Raw genomic sequence first — 15854 nt, 5'->3', positions numbered from 1 at the left:
CACCCAGATTACTCAGTGGTATTACCAGCACTTGCTATTTCCAACCATTTGTTGTAAGATAGTAATTAAGGTCAATTTAACACTATATTTTCTTTGCATATTATCAAGTATCAATCAGGGACATTTTGTATTCCTTATGGGTTTTTGATAATATGTGAACTTTTATTTTCATTCAAATAAGGCCGATCATATTGTAATTTTTCTACTTTTAGGAGGCATTACCATGACATTAACAGGTAAAGTAAAATGGTTTAACAGCGAAAAAGGTTTCGGTTTCATCGAAGTTGCAGACGGTAACGATGTATTCGTTCACTTCTCAGCTATCACTGGCGACGGCTTCAAGTCTCTTGACGAAGGTCAAGAAGTTAGTTTCGAAGTTGAAGAAGGTAACCGCGGACCTCAAGCTAAAAACGTTGTAAAGCTATAATTCAAACAATAAAAAGGTTGTTACCAGCAAGGTTAACAACCTTTTTAATATATAACTAAAATTTTTTACATAAAAGGAGTGGTTACATGTATCGCAATCGAAAGAACGATGTAGCAGAAGTACCACCAGAACAAACCCCTGTTTGGGAATGTGAATCAGAGGATTGTTTAGGATGGATGAGAAAGAACTTTTCATTTGAAGAAGAGCCTAAATGCCCTTTATGTAAAAGTAGCATGAAAAGCGGAGAACGTTTATTACCTAAATTAGGTTAATTTATAATAAAAAAAACCTCTTTTAATTAAGAGGTTTTTTTTATTATAAATTTATGTCCTCAATATCAGTTCGTACTATAGAATACAATAATGCATCGTGTTGCTTATTTCCTTGATGAATATATCCACGCAATAGACCTTCCTTTTGGAAGCCAATTTTAGATAACATTCTACAAGAAGTATCATTTTCAGGATATGTAATAGCTCCAATTCTAAACAAACCTAAATCTTTAAATCCATAATCAATAATTTCTCGAGCTGCTTCCGAAGCGTAACCATTTCCCCAATAACGAGGATGCAGATCATATCCAATCTCAGATCGTTTACTCCATAATTGTAAATTGTTTAGTCCAATTGTTCCTATTAAAACGTTCGTTTCTTTTAACACAATTCCCCATCGTATTGCCTTTTTCTCAAAGTAATTTTTTGAAAAAGATTCGATCATACGTGAAGCTTGTCCAAACTCCGTAAAAGAATTCATACCGTAATAACACGTCACTTCATCCAATGAAAAGATTTCATATATTTTTTGACAATAAGATTGTTCTATTTCAACTAAACGTAAGCGTTCTGTTTCTAATATAGGAAATGCCATAGGATCACTCCTTTCTCTCTACTCATTCATTATATCAGAAAAAATATGTATAATTAGTAAAGTCCTTATTGTTCCATAAGTCAAACATTTCTAATGGCGCATTCCCTCTTTATTCTATATACACGAATTGGATACCTTCTGATTGCGACTCAAACATGACGCTATAATTTTCATAAATCAAATTTTAAATTATCAAGAACTGTAAAGAATTTGTTCCTTCATTTTTCCCTTCTAAACAACCACCCTAACCCATACATTTATGGTAAAATATAGTTAATCCATTTTACGCTATGGAGGTGTAAAAATCTATGTATATATTCATCGGCTTATCCCTCTTACTCATATTACTTATTTTTTTATTCGCAAAAAAATTCACACCAAACTCATTCATGATGACTAGCTTTAAAGGCAATAGCTTTAAGACATTTTCAATCGGTATTTTAATCGCTGCCATACTCTCACTTTCATATGGAACTTATCATGCAGTAACATATCAACCTAGTTATTTAGATATTAAATTAAAAAATCAAAACTATACTGTTTTCGGTAATGTAGGCGAATTCGGTTATTTCTCCGAAGAATTATTAAAAAAAGATACAGAAGTACAACTATATTTCGTCTCTTGGAAAACAATAAAGTTAAAAAATCCGGTAATACTTATAGAATATCCTTCAGGAAAACAAGAAACATGGAAGCCAAATATCGTATCAATACCGGTAAATAAATTACAAGAAAAACTTGATATAAAAGATATTTATCAACTATCACCGTATTCATTTAAAGAGTCTGGAGAAATAATATTAACAATAAAAGAAAACAATGCAAAAAACAATACAATTTCCATTCAAATAAAATAAATAAAAACTGTTCCTCCATTTTGCTGAAGGGACAGTTTTTATTTATTCTACAGTATTATTTATTTAATGTATCCATTATTTCATTGGCTATATTCTTTCCATTTCCAATACACGCACCAATTCCAACACCATAATATGAGGCACCAGCTAAATATACATTTGGATAAAGATTCGTCATTTTTTCTTGTAATGCTTGAACCGCTTGATTATGTTCTAAATGATATTTCGGCATTAAATCTTTCCAATTTGTAACTTCAACTACTTCTGGTTCACCTTTAATTCCGAGACTCTTTTCAATATCATATAAAGCGACTCGTACTAATTCTTCTTCACTGTAATTCTTGATTGTTTCATATACCGGATTGGTACTCTTATAAAACATTCTAACTAATAATTTTTGTTTACCCGATGTATGTTTCCACTTTCGACTTGTCCATGTACAAGCATCACAATGTAAATCACTGTTTTCCGTTACAATAAACCCCGTACCATCAGCTGGTAGTTGTTCATCTAGTATGTCAAATCCTAAATAAATACTTATAAGAGATGAGTTTTTAAATGTATTAAACTGCTCATTTAACTCATTAGACTGTAATAAAGTTTGTGCAATATCATGTGGAGCTGCTAAAACAACATAATCAGCTTGTATTGTTTCATGATTTGCAAAAGAAATCTCATATCGATCTTCTTGTTTACTTACAGCCGTCGTTATAACACCTTTTTTTACGACAGTTTCAGTCAGCACTTCTTCTAAGCGATTAATTATCGTAGATAGTCCACCTTTAAATGATACGAATTTTTTATTTCCTGCTGATTGAAATTGTTTTTTATTCTCTTCAAAACCTTTAATAATACTTCCATACTTATTTTTATAATCCAGTAAATACGGTAATGTAGATGCCATTGTAAGCTCATTCAATTTACCAGAATATACGCCTGAAAGCACAGGAGCAATTTGTCTTTCCACTAACTCTTTCCCTAAAAAGCTTTCTAAAAATAAAGCAAGTGATGTATCTTTCGTAAACTCTTTATTTTTCGTTATGAAATCTTTTAAAGCTACGATTTTCCCCTTCGTTGAGACTAGCGTACTGCTAAACAACGACTGGACGCTCATCGGTATCCCAAATATAGTATCAGAAGGAATCGGATGTAACATGTTTTCAGAATATATGTAAGAAATACCTGTTTCATTATATACCATTTCATCTTCTAAATTTAAATCTTTTACAAGTGGCATAACGTGTTCATTACGAGCAACGATTGAATCCGCCCCTGACTCCATAATGAAATCCTTTTCTTCCACACTATGGATTTTACCACCTAAATACTCTTCTTTCTCAATAAGAATTAAATTTAAATCGATATTATAATCCTTTTTTAATTTTTCTAAATAAAACATAGTAGAAAGTCCCGTTATACCTCCACCGATAACAACAACTGTTTTCATATGTGCTGCGCTCCTAACCGATACAATTAATAATTCCTTTTTATTATAACCAAAAGTCCTTATATTCGACTAGCAAGTTGCGCATTCTGTAAGAAATTAGACAATATATTTTAATATATTTTCAAATTACCTAATAAAAAAGAACTATAACATTTACAAACCCCGTCATAGTTCTCTTTATTTTAAAAACATAAAGTAATTGATTAATTTGTCTAGTTCTTGACTCAATGCCAATACTTTTTCATGTTGAATTCCATAATCCGATACTAAATATAAAAGTTCTTCTTTTTTTATTTCAATTACTTTTTCCAATTTCGCTAGTTCCATGTCGTTTTACATCTCTCCAAAAATAAAATGTATGTATTTCAGTATAGCCTACTTACATAATTAGTAAAAGTAAAATACGCATGTAAAATCTTACATATTTGAAAAAATAATATACTACTAACAAAAAAAGAAACTAGATTAAACATCCTTTTACAGATCATTAGCGTTCATTAAGAATGAATAACATAACGGAATTTTTCTAATGTGATATCTTTATAATTTGGAGCTCTCTGTATATGATTAAAATAACTATATGAGAATTTAAATACATGACCAAAATCCCAATCGAATTCACTATAGTCTTTTATCCAAAATATATTTTCAGTTGGTAAAATATTTGCACGTTTAGATTGAATTAAAGGTAATCGATCTATAGGTGAGTGTAAAGTTATTTCCGTATTCAGCTTGAGCTTTTGGCTAGCTCTTAGTACGTATACTAGTTTTAACAGCGGACGTATCCCTCGTTGAAATATATCTATATGTCCTAAATCGTACATTATATTAATTGCGTGGGAGTATGTAAGCAAATGCCCAATTAAATCATGATGTGATTCCGCTCGATAAATACTATTAAATTTCGATAACTCATTTAAAATGAACTGAGATACTTGTGTTGGATTACTCAATTCACTTTGTATCTCCTCTTCAAAACTTAATTGTTTTACTTCTTTCGTCGTATAACCAATCCACGATCTACCTGGAATTGTTTTTCGAAATGATAAAATAAGAGTAGTAATCCCTTCAATTGCTTGATTATCACCCCATTTTTGTAGCTCTTTCATAGCTAATAAACTTAATGACGCATAAATGACGTTATGCCCCACCCAATGAAGCTCATCAATCGTTTGTTCTAAAGATTTTATAATCATATTTTCCGCAATTTTAAAATCTATTTCTTTTTTATCATCAATCATCTCACCAATTTTTTTCTTGTTCAGCATCATCCTTGTTTGCGAATACATATTACGAGCTGTTTCTTCATCAATATTATTATCTTTCATAAAAAAATAACTAGCAATTGCAGCTGCTCCAAAATGTGCATGCCAAATATCATTTGTTTCTTTTTTACATTGAGAAATAATTGAAAGACCGCCTTTCAAAATACTTTTTTCCATTTTCTTTCTCCCCTATTAAAAATCACTATATTTTCATCCTAAAGATGGTGTCAGTACAAATAAAATGTGATTCGATTCATCACTTTTATTCAAAAATCGATGCTTCACATTCGGTGGAATACGTACAACATCGCCTTCTTCTAAATAATATTCTTTTCCCTCCAATTCCACATACACTTCCCCTTTCATAATAACAGCAATCTCTTCCTTATCTTCATGGGAATAATGGCTTTCTGTTGTGTTTGCTCGTTTATTTAAATCCATCATTAACATTTCAATACGTGCTTTCATAAAATCAGGTGTTAATACATCATATACAATGTGATCATTGTTTTCCCGATATACTTTTTTTCGATCTTTTTTCTTAGAAATGAGCGAATCTGTATCGATATCATTAATAAAAAGTGTAAACAGCGGTACATTTAATGCTTTTGCAATTAACTCCAAAACATTTAAAGAAGGATTAGCATGTCCTCTTTCAATTTGGCTAATTAGTGATGTACTAATTCCTGCATAATCAGCGAATTCACGAATTGTCATATTATTTTTCTTACGATAACTTAATACTGTTTGTCCAAGCCTATCATGTATCATAGTAAAACTTCCTTTCATCCATCATAATGCATATTTCATTGTCTTTGTGCTGACATACTAAACAAAGGCAAATAATCCTTTCCTATTATCTCCGGGACTTATATACTTACCTTTGTACATTATATCGTATTAAGTTTATTATAATAAACATTCTATAGGAGGGACAAACTTTGAAATCACCTATTCTTTCATATTTCATCTTATTTTTTGGTGTATTCGCCTTATCAACTTCAGCAATTTTTGTAAAATTGGCAGATGCTCCTGCGACAATCATTGCTTTTTACCGATTATTCTTTGCCACACTGATCCTGTTACCGTTATTACTATTTAATAAAAATAGTCGAAATGAGCTAAAAACTTTAACGAAAAAACAATGGACATTCGGATTCATATCTGGGCTATTTTTAGCTGCACATTATGTACTATGGTTTGAATCATTACAATATACTTCTGTAGCAAGCTCTACAGTTATCGTAACGTTACAACCTTTGTTCTCAATGATTGGTGGTTATTTTTTATTTAAGGAAAGATTTACGAAAGGAGCGGTTATTGGTTGCCTCATCGCTATTTCAGGTAGTATCATCATTGGCTGGCAAGATTTCCAAATTAGTGGAGAAGCTTTATATGGAGATATTTTAGCATTTATTGCTGCCGGTATCATTACTGCTTATTTTTTCATTAGCCAACACGTTCGTAAAGATTTGTCACTTATACCCTATTCAGTAATTAGTTATGGAAGTAGTGCTGGCTTTCTTGGCATATTTGCTTTCACGCAACAAGAATCTTTCATCCATTACTTTACACAAACTTGGTTGTGCTTTATTGGATTAGCTTTCATTGCTACAATTTTAGGACAAACCATTTTTAATTGGTTATTAAAATGGATGAGTGCTACTGTAATTTCAATGAGTATTTTAGGTGAAACAATTGGCACTTGTATACTAGCGTACTTTATATTACATGAGACCATTTCTTTACAACAAGGACTAGGAATTACCGTTATTTTTATTGGTTTAGTATTATTTTTATTGCAGCCAAGTTCTAATAAAAAAGCATGACAGTATACTGTCATGCTTTTAACTATTCATTATGTACAATTAAACCATTCGGTCTAAAACGACTCATCATAATTTCATTAATAAACTTTCCATGAGCTTTCAAATTCCCTATCTTTACTCCCTCTTCTACAAATCCAAATTTTTCATATAAAGCTTTTGCTTTTGGATTCGTTTCTAATACACCTAGTTCTACTCTCTCTAACATTAACCAATTATCAGCCAAATCAAGCATCTTCGTAAGAAGTGCTCTCCCAATTCCTTTATTATGATATTCACTGTCTACCCCAATGAATAAATCGCCTGAATGAGATCTTCGGCCCGGACTTTGTGTTAAACCTACAAACCCAACAACTTCTCCATCATATTCTGCAACAAATTCAAATTGATTTGGTGCTAAATTTCGAATTCTATTTTCCATAGCCTCTACACGCATGCTAGGTAAGAAAACCATATACGGTAAAACGTTATCCTGTATACATATACGATGAATTGCTCTAGCATCTTGTATTTCTACTGCTCTAACGTTGATTCCCATCTTTCTCTCCTCCATATAAATAACAATATATTTGTGTGTTATTCTAGAAACGTTCACGAATGACCTTCTCGCCCGGATTTCTTTATGTCATTTTTACATAATTATTTCGATATAATACTTAATTTTCAAAAAGATTAAAGACTATATGGATATGGATTTGGTTAACTTTTCACCTTGTTATATAAATCAAGCAAATTTTCAATCAAAATACCATTTAGTTTCATGCCGACTATATCACAATTTTCTATTTCAATATTTTTCAGATTACTATTACTTATAGTGCTACATTCCAAATCACATTTATCGAATACAATAGGTTCCTTCTCATCTCCAAGACTTGTATTTTTAAATTGCACTCCACCTAAAGTCACCAAATTAAATTTACTACCAGAAAGATTTAAATCTGCATATGATGACCATCTAAAATTTATATTTCTAAACTTGGATTGACTTACATTACAATTACTCATATTCATATTCATTATATTGCTACCAACAAATGAACTGTTTTTTAAATTCACTTGATAATACTCTGTATTTGCTAAATTACAGTTTTCGTATTGACTATTTTTCATATCTTTATTTGTAACTACACTCGCTTTGTTTGAGCTTGTTTTTATTCTTTTCACGTAACAATACTCATCTTCCGATTCAAAAATCATTTGGTAACCCATCTTTTTATAAAAGTGATGATTGTTAATTTGTCTACTAGATGTTTCGAGATCCCAAATCTTTATGTTCGGATATTCCTTTTCTATTAATTTCATAACATGTGATCCAATTCCTTTTCCTTGATAAACAGGATCTACAAAAATACGATCAATTCGACCGTACGACTTACCAGAAATCGTAACTATTATCCCTCCGATTATTTCTTTATCCATTACAACTTTGAAAGAATCCAATTCTTCAATGGAATATTCCATCATTTCAACTGAAGAATATCCTGGCGGTTGAATGTTATAATCAATGACATCATCTTGGCCATATAGCCATTGTTTTGCTTCTGCATCAAATGTTCTTTTCATTATTTCTGTTAATTTCTCAGCATCTAAAATTGTAGCTTTTTCTATAGATATTTTCGTCATTTTCGTTTTCCCCTTCATTATTACAAACCAACCATTTTTGTGAATGGCATAATTATCAATTCACTTTTGTTTTTAATGCTTTTCCCATTATTACATATGGAACATCATTTTTACTTGGATGAAATGGTTCTAATACATTTACCCAATCTAATCTTTCATATAACGAACGTGCTTTTTCATTGTTTATTTGTGTTGTTAAAACACTCGTTCTATTTGGAATCCCTTCTAGTAATTCATTATGTAATTTCGTTCCAAGACCTTCATTTTGATATTGTGGGTGGACTGCTAACTCTACAAATTCAAAACAATCTTGTAACCATTCGTCTACTTGCTCTAGATGTAACGCTTCTCTCATTAATTGATTATAGTACTGTCCCTCCATTGAGCGATAACCATAAGTAAAGCCAACTACTTCATTTTCATCATTTATTGCTACTATACCTTTAAAACCTGTATATTCTATATGCCTATTCATTCGCTCGATCATTTCATTGAAATTTGTTTTTTCAAATACTTTACAATACAATTTTGCCATATTCCCAATTAAGATCTCATCTTTTTCAATGCTTACGAATTTCACTTTATTCCCCCTATTAAAACATTTATATCCTTAAATTCTTAAAAACAAAGAAAATTAACACTAATCACTCTCTTTACTATTAAACTACAAATCACCCTATATTTTCCACGATTACTTAATATTAATGAATAATAAAAAGAGACCATGTAATATAAACATGTTCTCTTCTTTTATTCATTTTCAATTTTATCCCGCTATTTGCCGGGCAGTAAGACCCCCACCTCAAAATTCAGCGAAAGCAAAGAAGTTAGGTGGGGGTCGTGCTAATAATCAGCGGGGGCTGACACCCCACTGATTAAAGTTTCACTTTATATAATTAAAAATTAGATATTACTTAAGCCACTCGTTGCAAGTATTACTTAACTGCTTTGAGACTCCCACGACTAAAGTCGCAAGCCCTAATCCTTACGGATTGACGGGTGGGATTCTTGAATGACTAAACGTTCGCAGTCCATTTCTGTTTTGAACAGACTTCAAGATGAGGGCATCTCATTGCCCCTCCTAAGACAGTGCGTATAGCATCTTAAGCTGATTGACTGGTACCATTAATCACAGTTGCGGTGCGAATATTCATCGCCCCAACACTATCACGATGTTTCTCAAATCCACATCGGCACTTGGATTTTCTGGCTGGTGCTTTGTTCTTTTCAGAACATTTCGGACATGTTTGACTTGTATAAGCAGGGTTCACATATTCTACCTTAATACCAACTAAATTCGCTTTGTATTCAATGAATTGTGCTAAACGATAGAATGACCAAGTGTGTAGATTTTTCTCGTTTTTACGGCTTGTTCTTGCCGTCTGTCTAATATTCGTTAGTTGTTCTAAACGAATAACAGAAATGTTATTATCAGTTGCAAAGTCAATGATTTCACGACTTACTTTGTGGTCTTGGTCTTGCATCCATCTTTGTTCTTTATCATCAAGTTGTCGAATGGCATTTAATTTCTTATTTTCACCTAACTTCTTACGAACACTACGAAACTTACGTTTCATATATTTGTTTTGTCTACCATTGCCGAAGAAACGAACTTTCTCATCGTCTGTGATGGCTACCGCAGGGACTTTAAGACCTAAATCTACCCCTAAAATCTTCGTTCCTGTTTTTTCATTTGTAGGAATTGTGACAGATATTTGAGCAATCCACTTATTAGATTTCTTCGTGATACGAAGTGTACCTAACTTGTGTGTTAACAAATTAAAATTGCGATTATATTTATCAGTTAATAAAGCACGAACCTTTAAGCGAGTTGATTTTCCATTTACCATGAGTGGAACTGAAATGTGCGTGAAGTCAAACGAATAGTTTTGATTGTTCCATACACAAACAGGTCTCTTTAGAATCGGAATAACTTTGTATTTACTTTTTTTCACCTTTGTAGAAAACACACTTTTAGCGTCTTTAATTGCTTGGTTCTTCACTGCGCTTGGAAGATTCGCTTCAACATCTTTTGTACTTTTCTTAGTGCTCTTCTTCGCTTCAGCCATTTCAGATACAAGTGTATTAATGACTTTGATATACTCATAGCTACTTTGTTCCAATAACTGAATTTGTTCTTTTGTTGGAAGCAATTTAACTTTGACTGTGATTGTTTGTGACACAATTTTCACCCCCTCGTCTTTTGATTTTCAACATACTGTTTAATTGTCTCAGTCGATACATTTCCAGCAGTAGAAACAAAATAGGAACGTGTCCATAGACTTGGCAAGTGTTGAAGATGAGGAAACTCTCCTCTCAAACGCTTCGATGTCACTCCTTTAATTTTCGCCATTGTGTCAGCAGGACTAAGTGTTGGTAGTGTATTTAAGAACAAGTGAACGTGGTCTTTGTCGCATTCCATTGCGACAATAGCAACATCCATTTCTCCGCATATTTCTTGAACCAACTCTTTGAAACGTTCTTCTACTTTTGTGTTAAGAAAAATTTTTCTTCTGTATCGCGGGCAAAACACAAAATGGTAGTTAATTAATGACACAGTTGTTTTTGTTCTTCTATAATCATTTATCATATTCACATTGTATCAGTTTTACTTTTAAACTACACCACAAAAGATACCAATATTTTGGATACTTAAAGTACCACAAACTTAGCGATTTTTAGTGGTACTCCGTATCCAACCTCACTTTCATCCCATGCCTAAAGGCGATGGGCTTTCCCGTTCGGAAAGGGCTGTAAGAATCAATTCACATATTTCTGGAAATCCATCCACATACTATAGATAAATCAAATGAAATTTGGAGGATACATACATGAATAACAAAAATATGAATAAAAAAGAAAATGTTACTGAAAACACTACATCTATTCAAAATAATAATACTGCAAATCTTACTATCGAAGAACAAGCAATGAACGGCTTATACGGAATGCCCGAAACAACAATTGAAGATGCTGATCACGCTGCAGCTGATGATTTAACTTCAAAAAATTAATTAACTACATTGAAAAAAGCCAAGGAAAATATGAACTGCACCCCAATTGTTAGACACAGTCTAACAATTGGAGGTGCAGTTTTTTGTATGACAAAATTTACGAAGGATTTAAAGTTAACGCTCGTTCAAGGATTTAATCCGAAAATAATTTCTCAAGCAGAATATGCAAAACAGATGCATATTACAAAGGCACAATTTCAATACTGGTTACGCTTATACGAACTCCATGGAGAAGAAGGTTTACACGAGGTCTATACAAATTACACCGCAGAGTTTAAACTAGACGTACTAAATTTTATGGCTCAATCGGGTATATCGTTAATGGATACAGCGGCTATATTCATGGTTCCTTCTTTTACAACGGTTTATCAATGGAAGAAGCAATTTGAAGTAGGTGGCTTAGATGCCCTTGAACCAAAGAAAAAGGGGCGTCCATTCATGAAAAATAAAAACACAAAACATGATACTAAAAAGATTCCGGCAGAAGGTTCAGTTGAAGCGTTACAAGCTGAATTAGAACGCTTACGTATGGAAAATGCGTATTTAAAAAAGTTGAATGCCTTAGTTCAAAACAAGGAAAAATCACCAAACAAGACAAGGCACAAGTAGTCTATGAATTAAGGCATGAGTTTCAAGTGAAAGAATTAGTAAAGTTAGCGGATATCCCTCGAAGCACCTATTATTTTTATGTAAAACAAATGGATAGAATCGATCCAGATGCCGATTTAAAAGTAGAAATTAAAGCGATTTATGATGAACACGAAGGTCGTTATGGATATCGTCGTATTCGTAATGAGTTAGCCAATCGTAATCAAATAGTGAATCATAAAAAAGTGCAACGAATTATGAAAGAGTTAGGTTTAAAATGTCTTGTACGTATGAAAAAATATAAATCTTATAAAGGAACAGTTGGTAAAATTGCACCTCATATTTTAGAGCGTAAATTTACGGCAGATACGCCAAATGAAAAATGGGTAACCGATATTACAGAATTTAAATTATTCGGTGAGAAACTTTATTTATCACCTGTATTAGACTTGTATAATGGTGAAATCATTACCTATACAATTGGCTCTAGACCGACGTATTCACTTGTTTCAGAAATGTTAGAGACAGCATTAGAAGGTTTACCTGAAAATCACCAACTAATGATGCATTCAGATCAAGGGTGGCATTATCAAATGAAACAATACCGTCACGCATTACAAAAAAGAGGTATCGTACAAAGTATGTCTCGTAAAGGCAACTGTTATGACAACGCAGTAATGGAGAATTTCTTTGGAATCATGAAGTCTGAGTTTCTCTACATAAAAGAGTTTGAAAGTGTAGAGCACTTCAAAATAGAATTAGAAAAATATATAGATTATTACAATACAAAACGGATAAAGGCAAAATTAAAAATGAGCCCGGTGCAATACCGGACTCATTTTTATCAAGCTGCCTAATGAAATAACCGTGTCTAACTTTTAGGGGTCACTTCAAATATCCTTGGCTTTTTTAACTATGCATCTACCTTTTGTATTTCTTCACTCTTTCTTGAAAGTTTACCTGGCCAAAAAGCAAATCGGCCTAACACAACTGTAATTGCGGGTACAAGTAACGGTCTTACGATAAATGTATCTAGTAATACGCCAATTGCAGTTACAATACCAAATTGAACTAATACTTGAATTGGAAGTGTACCTAACACTGCAAAAGTTCCTGCTAAAATTAAACCTGCCGATGTAATAACACTACCTGTTTGTATTACACCATTTTTTACTGCATCCAAGTGATTTTGTGTCTTTCTGTTTTTCCATATTTCTGAAACCATAAAGATATTATAATCTTCACCTAAAGCAACTAAAAATACGAATGCGTACAACGGTATCGCACCTTGAATGGCCGGCGCACCCATACCGTAATGAAGTAATATCCATCCTGCTCCTAACGCTGAGAAGAATGATAAGACAACAGTTACAATTAAATAAACCATTGCAACAACCGATCGTAAATAGACAAGTAATAGTAAAGCGATAATGCTAATCATTACTGGAATAATTACTGATTCATCACGTTCAGTAATTTGCTTTGTATCATATAATGAAGCTGTTTCTCCACCAATCCACAATTGCTCTTCAGCATTACTAATCCCAGCATCTTTTAATACTTTTTCTACACTGTTTTTCAATTTAGGAATTTGATCTAATGCTTCAATTGCGTATGGATTTTCCGCTAAAGAAACTTCATACATTTGTATTTGCTTATTTTCTTTTCCCTCTTTTGGCTCTTTTACTGTATTTACGAAAGAAAATTTCTCTAGTTCTTGTTTAATAGGAAGCTCTTTTCCTTTCGTATCAACAACAACTTTTATTGGTGCTAGTTCACCAGCTGAGAAATGATCACTAATTAACGTAAACCCTTCACGAGAAGGCATATCCTTTGGAAACGACTCTAATAAGTCATATGTGTATTGAATACGTGGTACGAATGAAGCCAATCCGCCTAATACAAATACAGTTAGCATAATTATTGTCCATGGTCTTCGTACTACAATATCTCCAAGTTTTTTACTAAAGGAGCCTTTTGATTTTTTAACTTTTACAGCCCTCTTTTTCTTTCTTGCAAACTCCTCATTCATTGAATTTGTTCTCGGTATAAACGGGAAAAATGCAATTCTACCGAAAATTAATAATAGTGCTGGTAAAATCGTTAAAGCCGCGATTCCCATTATAAATACAGCAACACTAAATGGTACTGCAAATCGATGAAAGGCACCATAATGAGCAAGTAGTAATGTTCCTAATCCAAGTACAACAGTTAACGCACTCATTATTATTGCACCGCCAGATGCTTTAATCGCAAGTTGCAATGCTTTATATTTACTTTCTTCTTCTAACAAGTACTCTCTATATCTCGAAATTAAAAATAGACAATAGTCCGTTCCAGCGCCAAACAATAATACTGTCATAATTGATATCGCTTGGGCATCTACTTTAATCCATCCGTGATCAGCTAAAAAACCGAGTGTAGGACTAATAATACCGTATGCAAAGCCAACAACAAGTATAGGTAAAATCGCTAAAATTGGTGAACGATACAGTAAAATTAACAAAACTAACACTAGTAGTACAGTAGCCACTAACAATTTCACATCTGCTTGACTAAATAAACTAACTGCATCCGTTTGAATACCTACAGGTCCTGATAATCGAACATGTAAACCAGATTCACTTATTTTTTGTTTAAATGGATCTTCATCCACCTTACTATTCACTATTTTTCTAAACTCTTCAAGATTTCCTTTTAATATATCCGTACCAGCAGATTTATTAAAAAATACCGGTGTAACAAATGATGTACCATCTTTTGACGCACTTTTTGATAATACTTGCTCTGGAATTGTATCAAATGGTGGTAACGTTGATTGTTCTTTTAAAGGACTAGATTTTAACTCTTTATAAACATCTTGTATGAGTTTATAATCCTGTGACTGTAACCCACCTTCTCTATACCATACTACTAACAAAGGATTCCCTGCATTATTCGGAAACTCTTTTTTCATAAGCGCTTCCGCTTGCTGTGACATAGCTGTTTCAGGTAAATTTTTCGGATTCCGGTTCTTTCGTACTGGTGACTTGTGGTAACGTAAATGAAAGTAATAATGTAATAAGAACCCACACCGATAAAGTGATCCACTGCGTATTTCTCCCTGCTACAAGCCTCCCTAACATATGTAACGGGTGCTTTTTCATAAAAACCCACCTTCCTTTTTTCCTCCATTATTAATTATATATACTGGTCGGTTAATTAATCAAGAATGATTGAAAATTATGTTATAATTATCTCAATCATAAATGTCAGGAGCGAATGTATTTGGAACAAAAACAACGTCCTCTCGGAAGGCCGCGTCAAAATAAAAATACAAAATCTACAAAAGAAAACATTTTAGAAGTAGCAACCCGCTTATTTCTTACACAAAATTATCAAGTCGTTTCTATGGATGAGGTCGCAAAAGTTTGTGGTGTTACGAAAGCAACTGTCTACTATTACTATTCAACAAAAGCCGATTTATTTACCGCTACTATGATCGAAATGATGGTACGTATACGTGAGAATATGTCTCAAATACTCTCTACAAACAAAACTTTAGAAGAAAGATTATTAGACTTCGCTAAAGTTTACTTACACGCAACGATGGATATTGATATGAAAAATTTTATGAAAGATGCAAAACTGTCGTTATCTGAAGAACAATTGAAACAATTAAAAAATGCTGAAGATAATATGTATGAAGTACTAGAAAAAGCACTCGATAATGCTATGCACATCGGAGAAATTCCGAAAGGAAACGCTAAATTTGCGGCTCATGCTTTCGTATCTTTATTATCTATTGGGAATTTTAAAGATGAAAATCACAATCCTATTCTTGCAAATATAGATGAATTAGCACAAGAAATCGTTTCTTTTTATTGGAACGGATTAGGTCATTCATATTAAACAGATTTCCTTTAATAAAAAAGCATGTTTGAATTTTTTTCAAACA

The 15854-nt window shown here is 32.6% G+C and carries 17 protein-coding genes and 1 pseudogene; 7 read left to right on the top strand and 11 right to left on the bottom strand.

The genetic code is table 11. The features are described 5' to 3' along the window. The first annotated feature begins 223 nt into the window (after window positions 1-223). Together cspD and BC_RS11805 are read left to right on the top strand one after the other, a co-directional pair. Window positions 224-427 (top strand): cold-shock protein CspD, encoded by a 204-nt coding sequence (cspD, locus tag BC_RS11810; protein ID WP_000176366.1) that lies wholly within the window; start codon window positions 224-226, stop codon window positions 425-427. A gap of 86 nt (window positions 428-513) precedes the next feature. Continuing rightward, window positions 514-699: a cold-shock protein gene (locus BC_RS11805; protein WP_000286203.1), complete on the top strand. Its 186-nt coding sequence runs from the start codon at window positions 514-516 to the stop codon at window positions 697-699. Window positions 700-742: 43 nt separating this feature from the next. Here the strand turns inward: BC_RS11805 and BC_RS11800 are convergent, their stop codons facing one another. Continuing rightward, entirely contained in the window at window positions 743-1294 is a 552-nt protein-coding gene (locus BC_RS11800; protein ID WP_000885396.1) for a GNAT family N-acetyltransferase, read from the bottom strand. Window positions 1295-1602: 308 nt separating this feature from the next. Between BC_RS11800 and BC_RS11795 the strand changes: the two genes are divergently transcribed. Then, a complete protein-coding gene (locus BC_RS11795; RefSeq protein WP_000275239.1) occupies window positions 1603-2151 on the top strand; it encodes a hypothetical protein in 549 nt (182 codons plus the stop codon). Between the two features lie 55 nt (window positions 2152-2206). On the opposite strand, the gene BC_RS11790 is transcribed toward BC_RS11795, so the two are convergent. The 4 genes from BC_RS11790 to BC_RS11775 form a co-directional block, all read right to left on the bottom strand. Next, window positions 2207-3598 (bottom strand): protoporphyrinogen oxidase, encoded by a 1392-nt coding sequence (locus BC_RS11790; protein WP_000860348.1) that lies wholly within the window; start codon window positions 3596-3598, stop codon window positions 2207-2209. A 177-nt stretch (window positions 3599-3775) separates the two neighbouring features. Further along, complete coding sequence (locus BC_RS11785; RefSeq protein WP_000417698.1) at window positions 3776-3925, bottom strand: aspartyl-phosphate phosphatase Spo0E family protein; 150 nt, start codon at window positions 3923-3925, stop codon at window positions 3776-3778. A gap of 170 nt (window positions 3926-4095) precedes the next feature. Beyond that, window positions 4096-5040 carry a hypothetical protein gene (locus BC_RS11780; protein ID WP_000415694.1) on the bottom strand — a complete coding sequence of 315 codons (945 nt, stop codon included), beginning with the start codon at window positions 5038-5040 and terminating at the stop codon, window positions 4096-4098. A gap of 33 nt (window positions 5041-5073) precedes the next feature. After that, window positions 5074-5634, bottom strand: coding sequence for a helix-turn-helix domain-containing protein (locus BC_RS11775; RefSeq protein ID WP_000581032.1), 561 nt, complete (start codon window positions 5632-5634; stop codon window positions 5074-5076). 170 nt (window positions 5635-5804) lie between these two features. Between BC_RS11775 and BC_RS11770 the strand changes: the two genes are divergently transcribed. Beyond that, window positions 5805-6692 carry a DMT family transporter gene (locus BC_RS11770; protein WP_000841809.1) on the top strand — a complete coding sequence of 296 codons (888 nt, stop codon included), beginning with the start codon at window positions 5805-5807 and terminating at the stop codon, window positions 6690-6692. Between the two features lie 22 nt (window positions 6693-6714). On the opposite strand, the gene BC_RS11765 is transcribed toward BC_RS11770, so the two are convergent. From BC_RS11765 to tnpA, 5 genes are all read right to left on the bottom strand, one after another. Continuing rightward, on the bottom strand, window positions 6715-7227 hold the full coding sequence (locus BC_RS11765) for a GNAT family N-acetyltransferase (protein ID WP_000512624.1): 513 nt from the start codon (window positions 7225-7227) through the stop codon (window positions 6715-6717). A 161-nt stretch (window positions 7228-7388) separates the two neighbouring features. Further along, the gene (locus tag BC_RS11760) at window positions 7389-8333 is read right to left on the bottom strand and encodes a GNAT family N-acetyltransferase (RefSeq protein ID WP_002025165.1); all 945 of its coding nucleotides are present in this window, start codon (window positions 8331-8333) and stop codon (window positions 7389-7391) included. 37 nt (window positions 8334-8370) lie between these two features. After that, window positions 8371-8895 carry a GNAT family N-acetyltransferase gene (locus BC_RS11755; RefSeq protein WP_000673968.1) on the bottom strand — a complete coding sequence of 175 codons (525 nt, stop codon included), beginning with the start codon at window positions 8893-8895 and terminating at the stop codon, window positions 8371-8373. Window positions 8896-9418: 523 nt separating this feature from the next. After that, window positions 9419-10498 carry an RNA-guided endonuclease TnpB family protein gene (locus BC_RS11750; RefSeq protein ID WP_000084147.1) on the bottom strand — a complete coding sequence of 360 codons (1080 nt, stop codon included), beginning with the start codon at window positions 10496-10498 and terminating at the stop codon, window positions 9419-9421. 5 nt (window positions 10499-10503) lie between these two features. Then, on the bottom strand, window positions 10504-10905 hold the full coding sequence (gene tnpA / locus BC_RS11745) for an IS200/IS605 family transposase (protein WP_000606465.1): 402 nt from the start codon (window positions 10903-10905) through the stop codon (window positions 10504-10506). Between the two features lie 241 nt (window positions 10906-11146). Here tnpA and BC_RS11740 point away from each other — a divergent pair, with 241 nt between their 5' ends. Together BC_RS11740 and BC_RS11735 are read left to right on the top strand one after the other, a co-directional pair. Continuing rightward, the gene (locus BC_RS11740) at window positions 11147-11329 is read left to right on the top strand and encodes a DUF4021 domain-containing protein (protein ID WP_001060657.1); all 183 of its coding nucleotides are present in this window, start codon (window positions 11147-11149) and stop codon (window positions 11327-11329) included. A gap of 87 nt (window positions 11330-11416) precedes the next feature. Next, a protein-coding gene (locus tag BC_RS11735; protein WP_113732220.1) for an IS3-like element ISBce18 family transposase occupies window positions 11417-12774 on the top strand; the annotation gives its coding sequence in 2 pieces (ribosomal slippage) (window positions 11417-11873 and window positions 11873-12774; 1359 coding nt in all). A 56-nt stretch (window positions 12775-12830) separates the two neighbouring features. Here the strand turns inward: BC_RS11735 and BC_RS11730 are convergent. Next, window positions 12831-15063 (bottom strand): annotated as a pseudogene (locus tag BC_RS11730) (MMPL family transporter). Window positions 15064-15184: 121 nt separating this feature from the next. On the opposite strand from BC_RS11730, the gene BC_RS11725 reads away from it, so the two are divergent. Then, window positions 15185-15808 (top strand): TetR/AcrR family transcriptional regulator, encoded by a 624-nt coding sequence (locus BC_RS11725; RefSeq protein ID WP_000436013.1) that lies wholly within the window; start codon window positions 15185-15187, stop codon window positions 15806-15808. Window positions 15809-15854 lie beyond the last annotated feature (46 nt).

Source organism: Bacillus cereus ATCC 14579, assembly GCF_000007825.1.
Taxonomy (GTDB): domain Bacteria; phylum Bacillota; class Bacilli; order Bacillales; family Bacillaceae_G; genus Bacillus_A; species Bacillus_A cereus.
The sequence above is the reverse complement of the archived record's forward strand: the minus strand, read 5'-3'. Positions and strand labels throughout refer to the sequence as shown.

Bases quoted from the DNA above. Each gene is read 5' to 3' on its own strand.
- BC_RS11775 (WP_000581032.1), bottom strand. From the start codon at position 5,634: ATGATACATGATAGGCTTGGACAAACAGTATTAAGTTATCGTAAGAAA.
- BC_RS11790 (WP_000860348.1), bottom strand. From the start codon at position 3,598: ATGAAAACAGTTGTTGTTATCGGTGGAGGTATAACGGGACTTTCTACT.
- BC_RS11780 (WP_000415694.1), bottom strand. From the start codon at position 5,040: ATGGAAAAAAGTATTTTGAAAGGCGGTCTTTCAATTATTTCTCAATGT.
- BC_RS11805 (WP_000286203.1), top strand. From the start codon at position 514: ATGTATCGCAATCGAAAGAACGATGTAGCAGAAGTACCACCAGAACAA.
- BC_RS11795 (WP_000275239.1), top strand. From the start codon at position 1,603: ATGTATATATTCATCGGCTTATCCCTCTTACTCATATTACTTATTTTT.
- BC_RS11765 (WP_000512624.1), bottom strand. From the start codon at position 7,227: ATGGGAATCAACGTTAGAGCAGTAGAAATACAAGATGCTAGAGCAATT.
- BC_RS11785 (WP_000417698.1), bottom strand. From the start codon at position 3,925: ATGGAACTAGCGAAATTGGAAAAAGTAATTGAAATAAAAAAAGAAGAA.
- BC_RS11800 (WP_000885396.1), bottom strand. From the start codon at position 1,294: ATGGCATTTCCTATATTAGAAACAGAACGCTTACGTTTAGTTGAAATA.
- tnpA (WP_000606465.1), bottom strand. From the start codon at position 10,905: ATGATAAATGATTATAGAAGAACAAAAACAACTGTGTCATTAATTAAC.
- BC_RS11740 (WP_001060657.1), top strand. From the start codon at position 11,147: ATGAATAACAAAAATATGAATAAAAAAGAAAATGTTACTGAAAACACT.
- cspD (WP_000176366.1), top strand. From the start codon at position 224: ATGACATTAACAGGTAAAGTAAAATGGTTTAACAGCGAAAAAGGTTTC.
- BC_RS11760 (WP_002025165.1), bottom strand. From the start codon at position 8,333: ATGAAGGGGAAAACGAAAATGACGAAAATATCTATAGAAAAAGCTACA.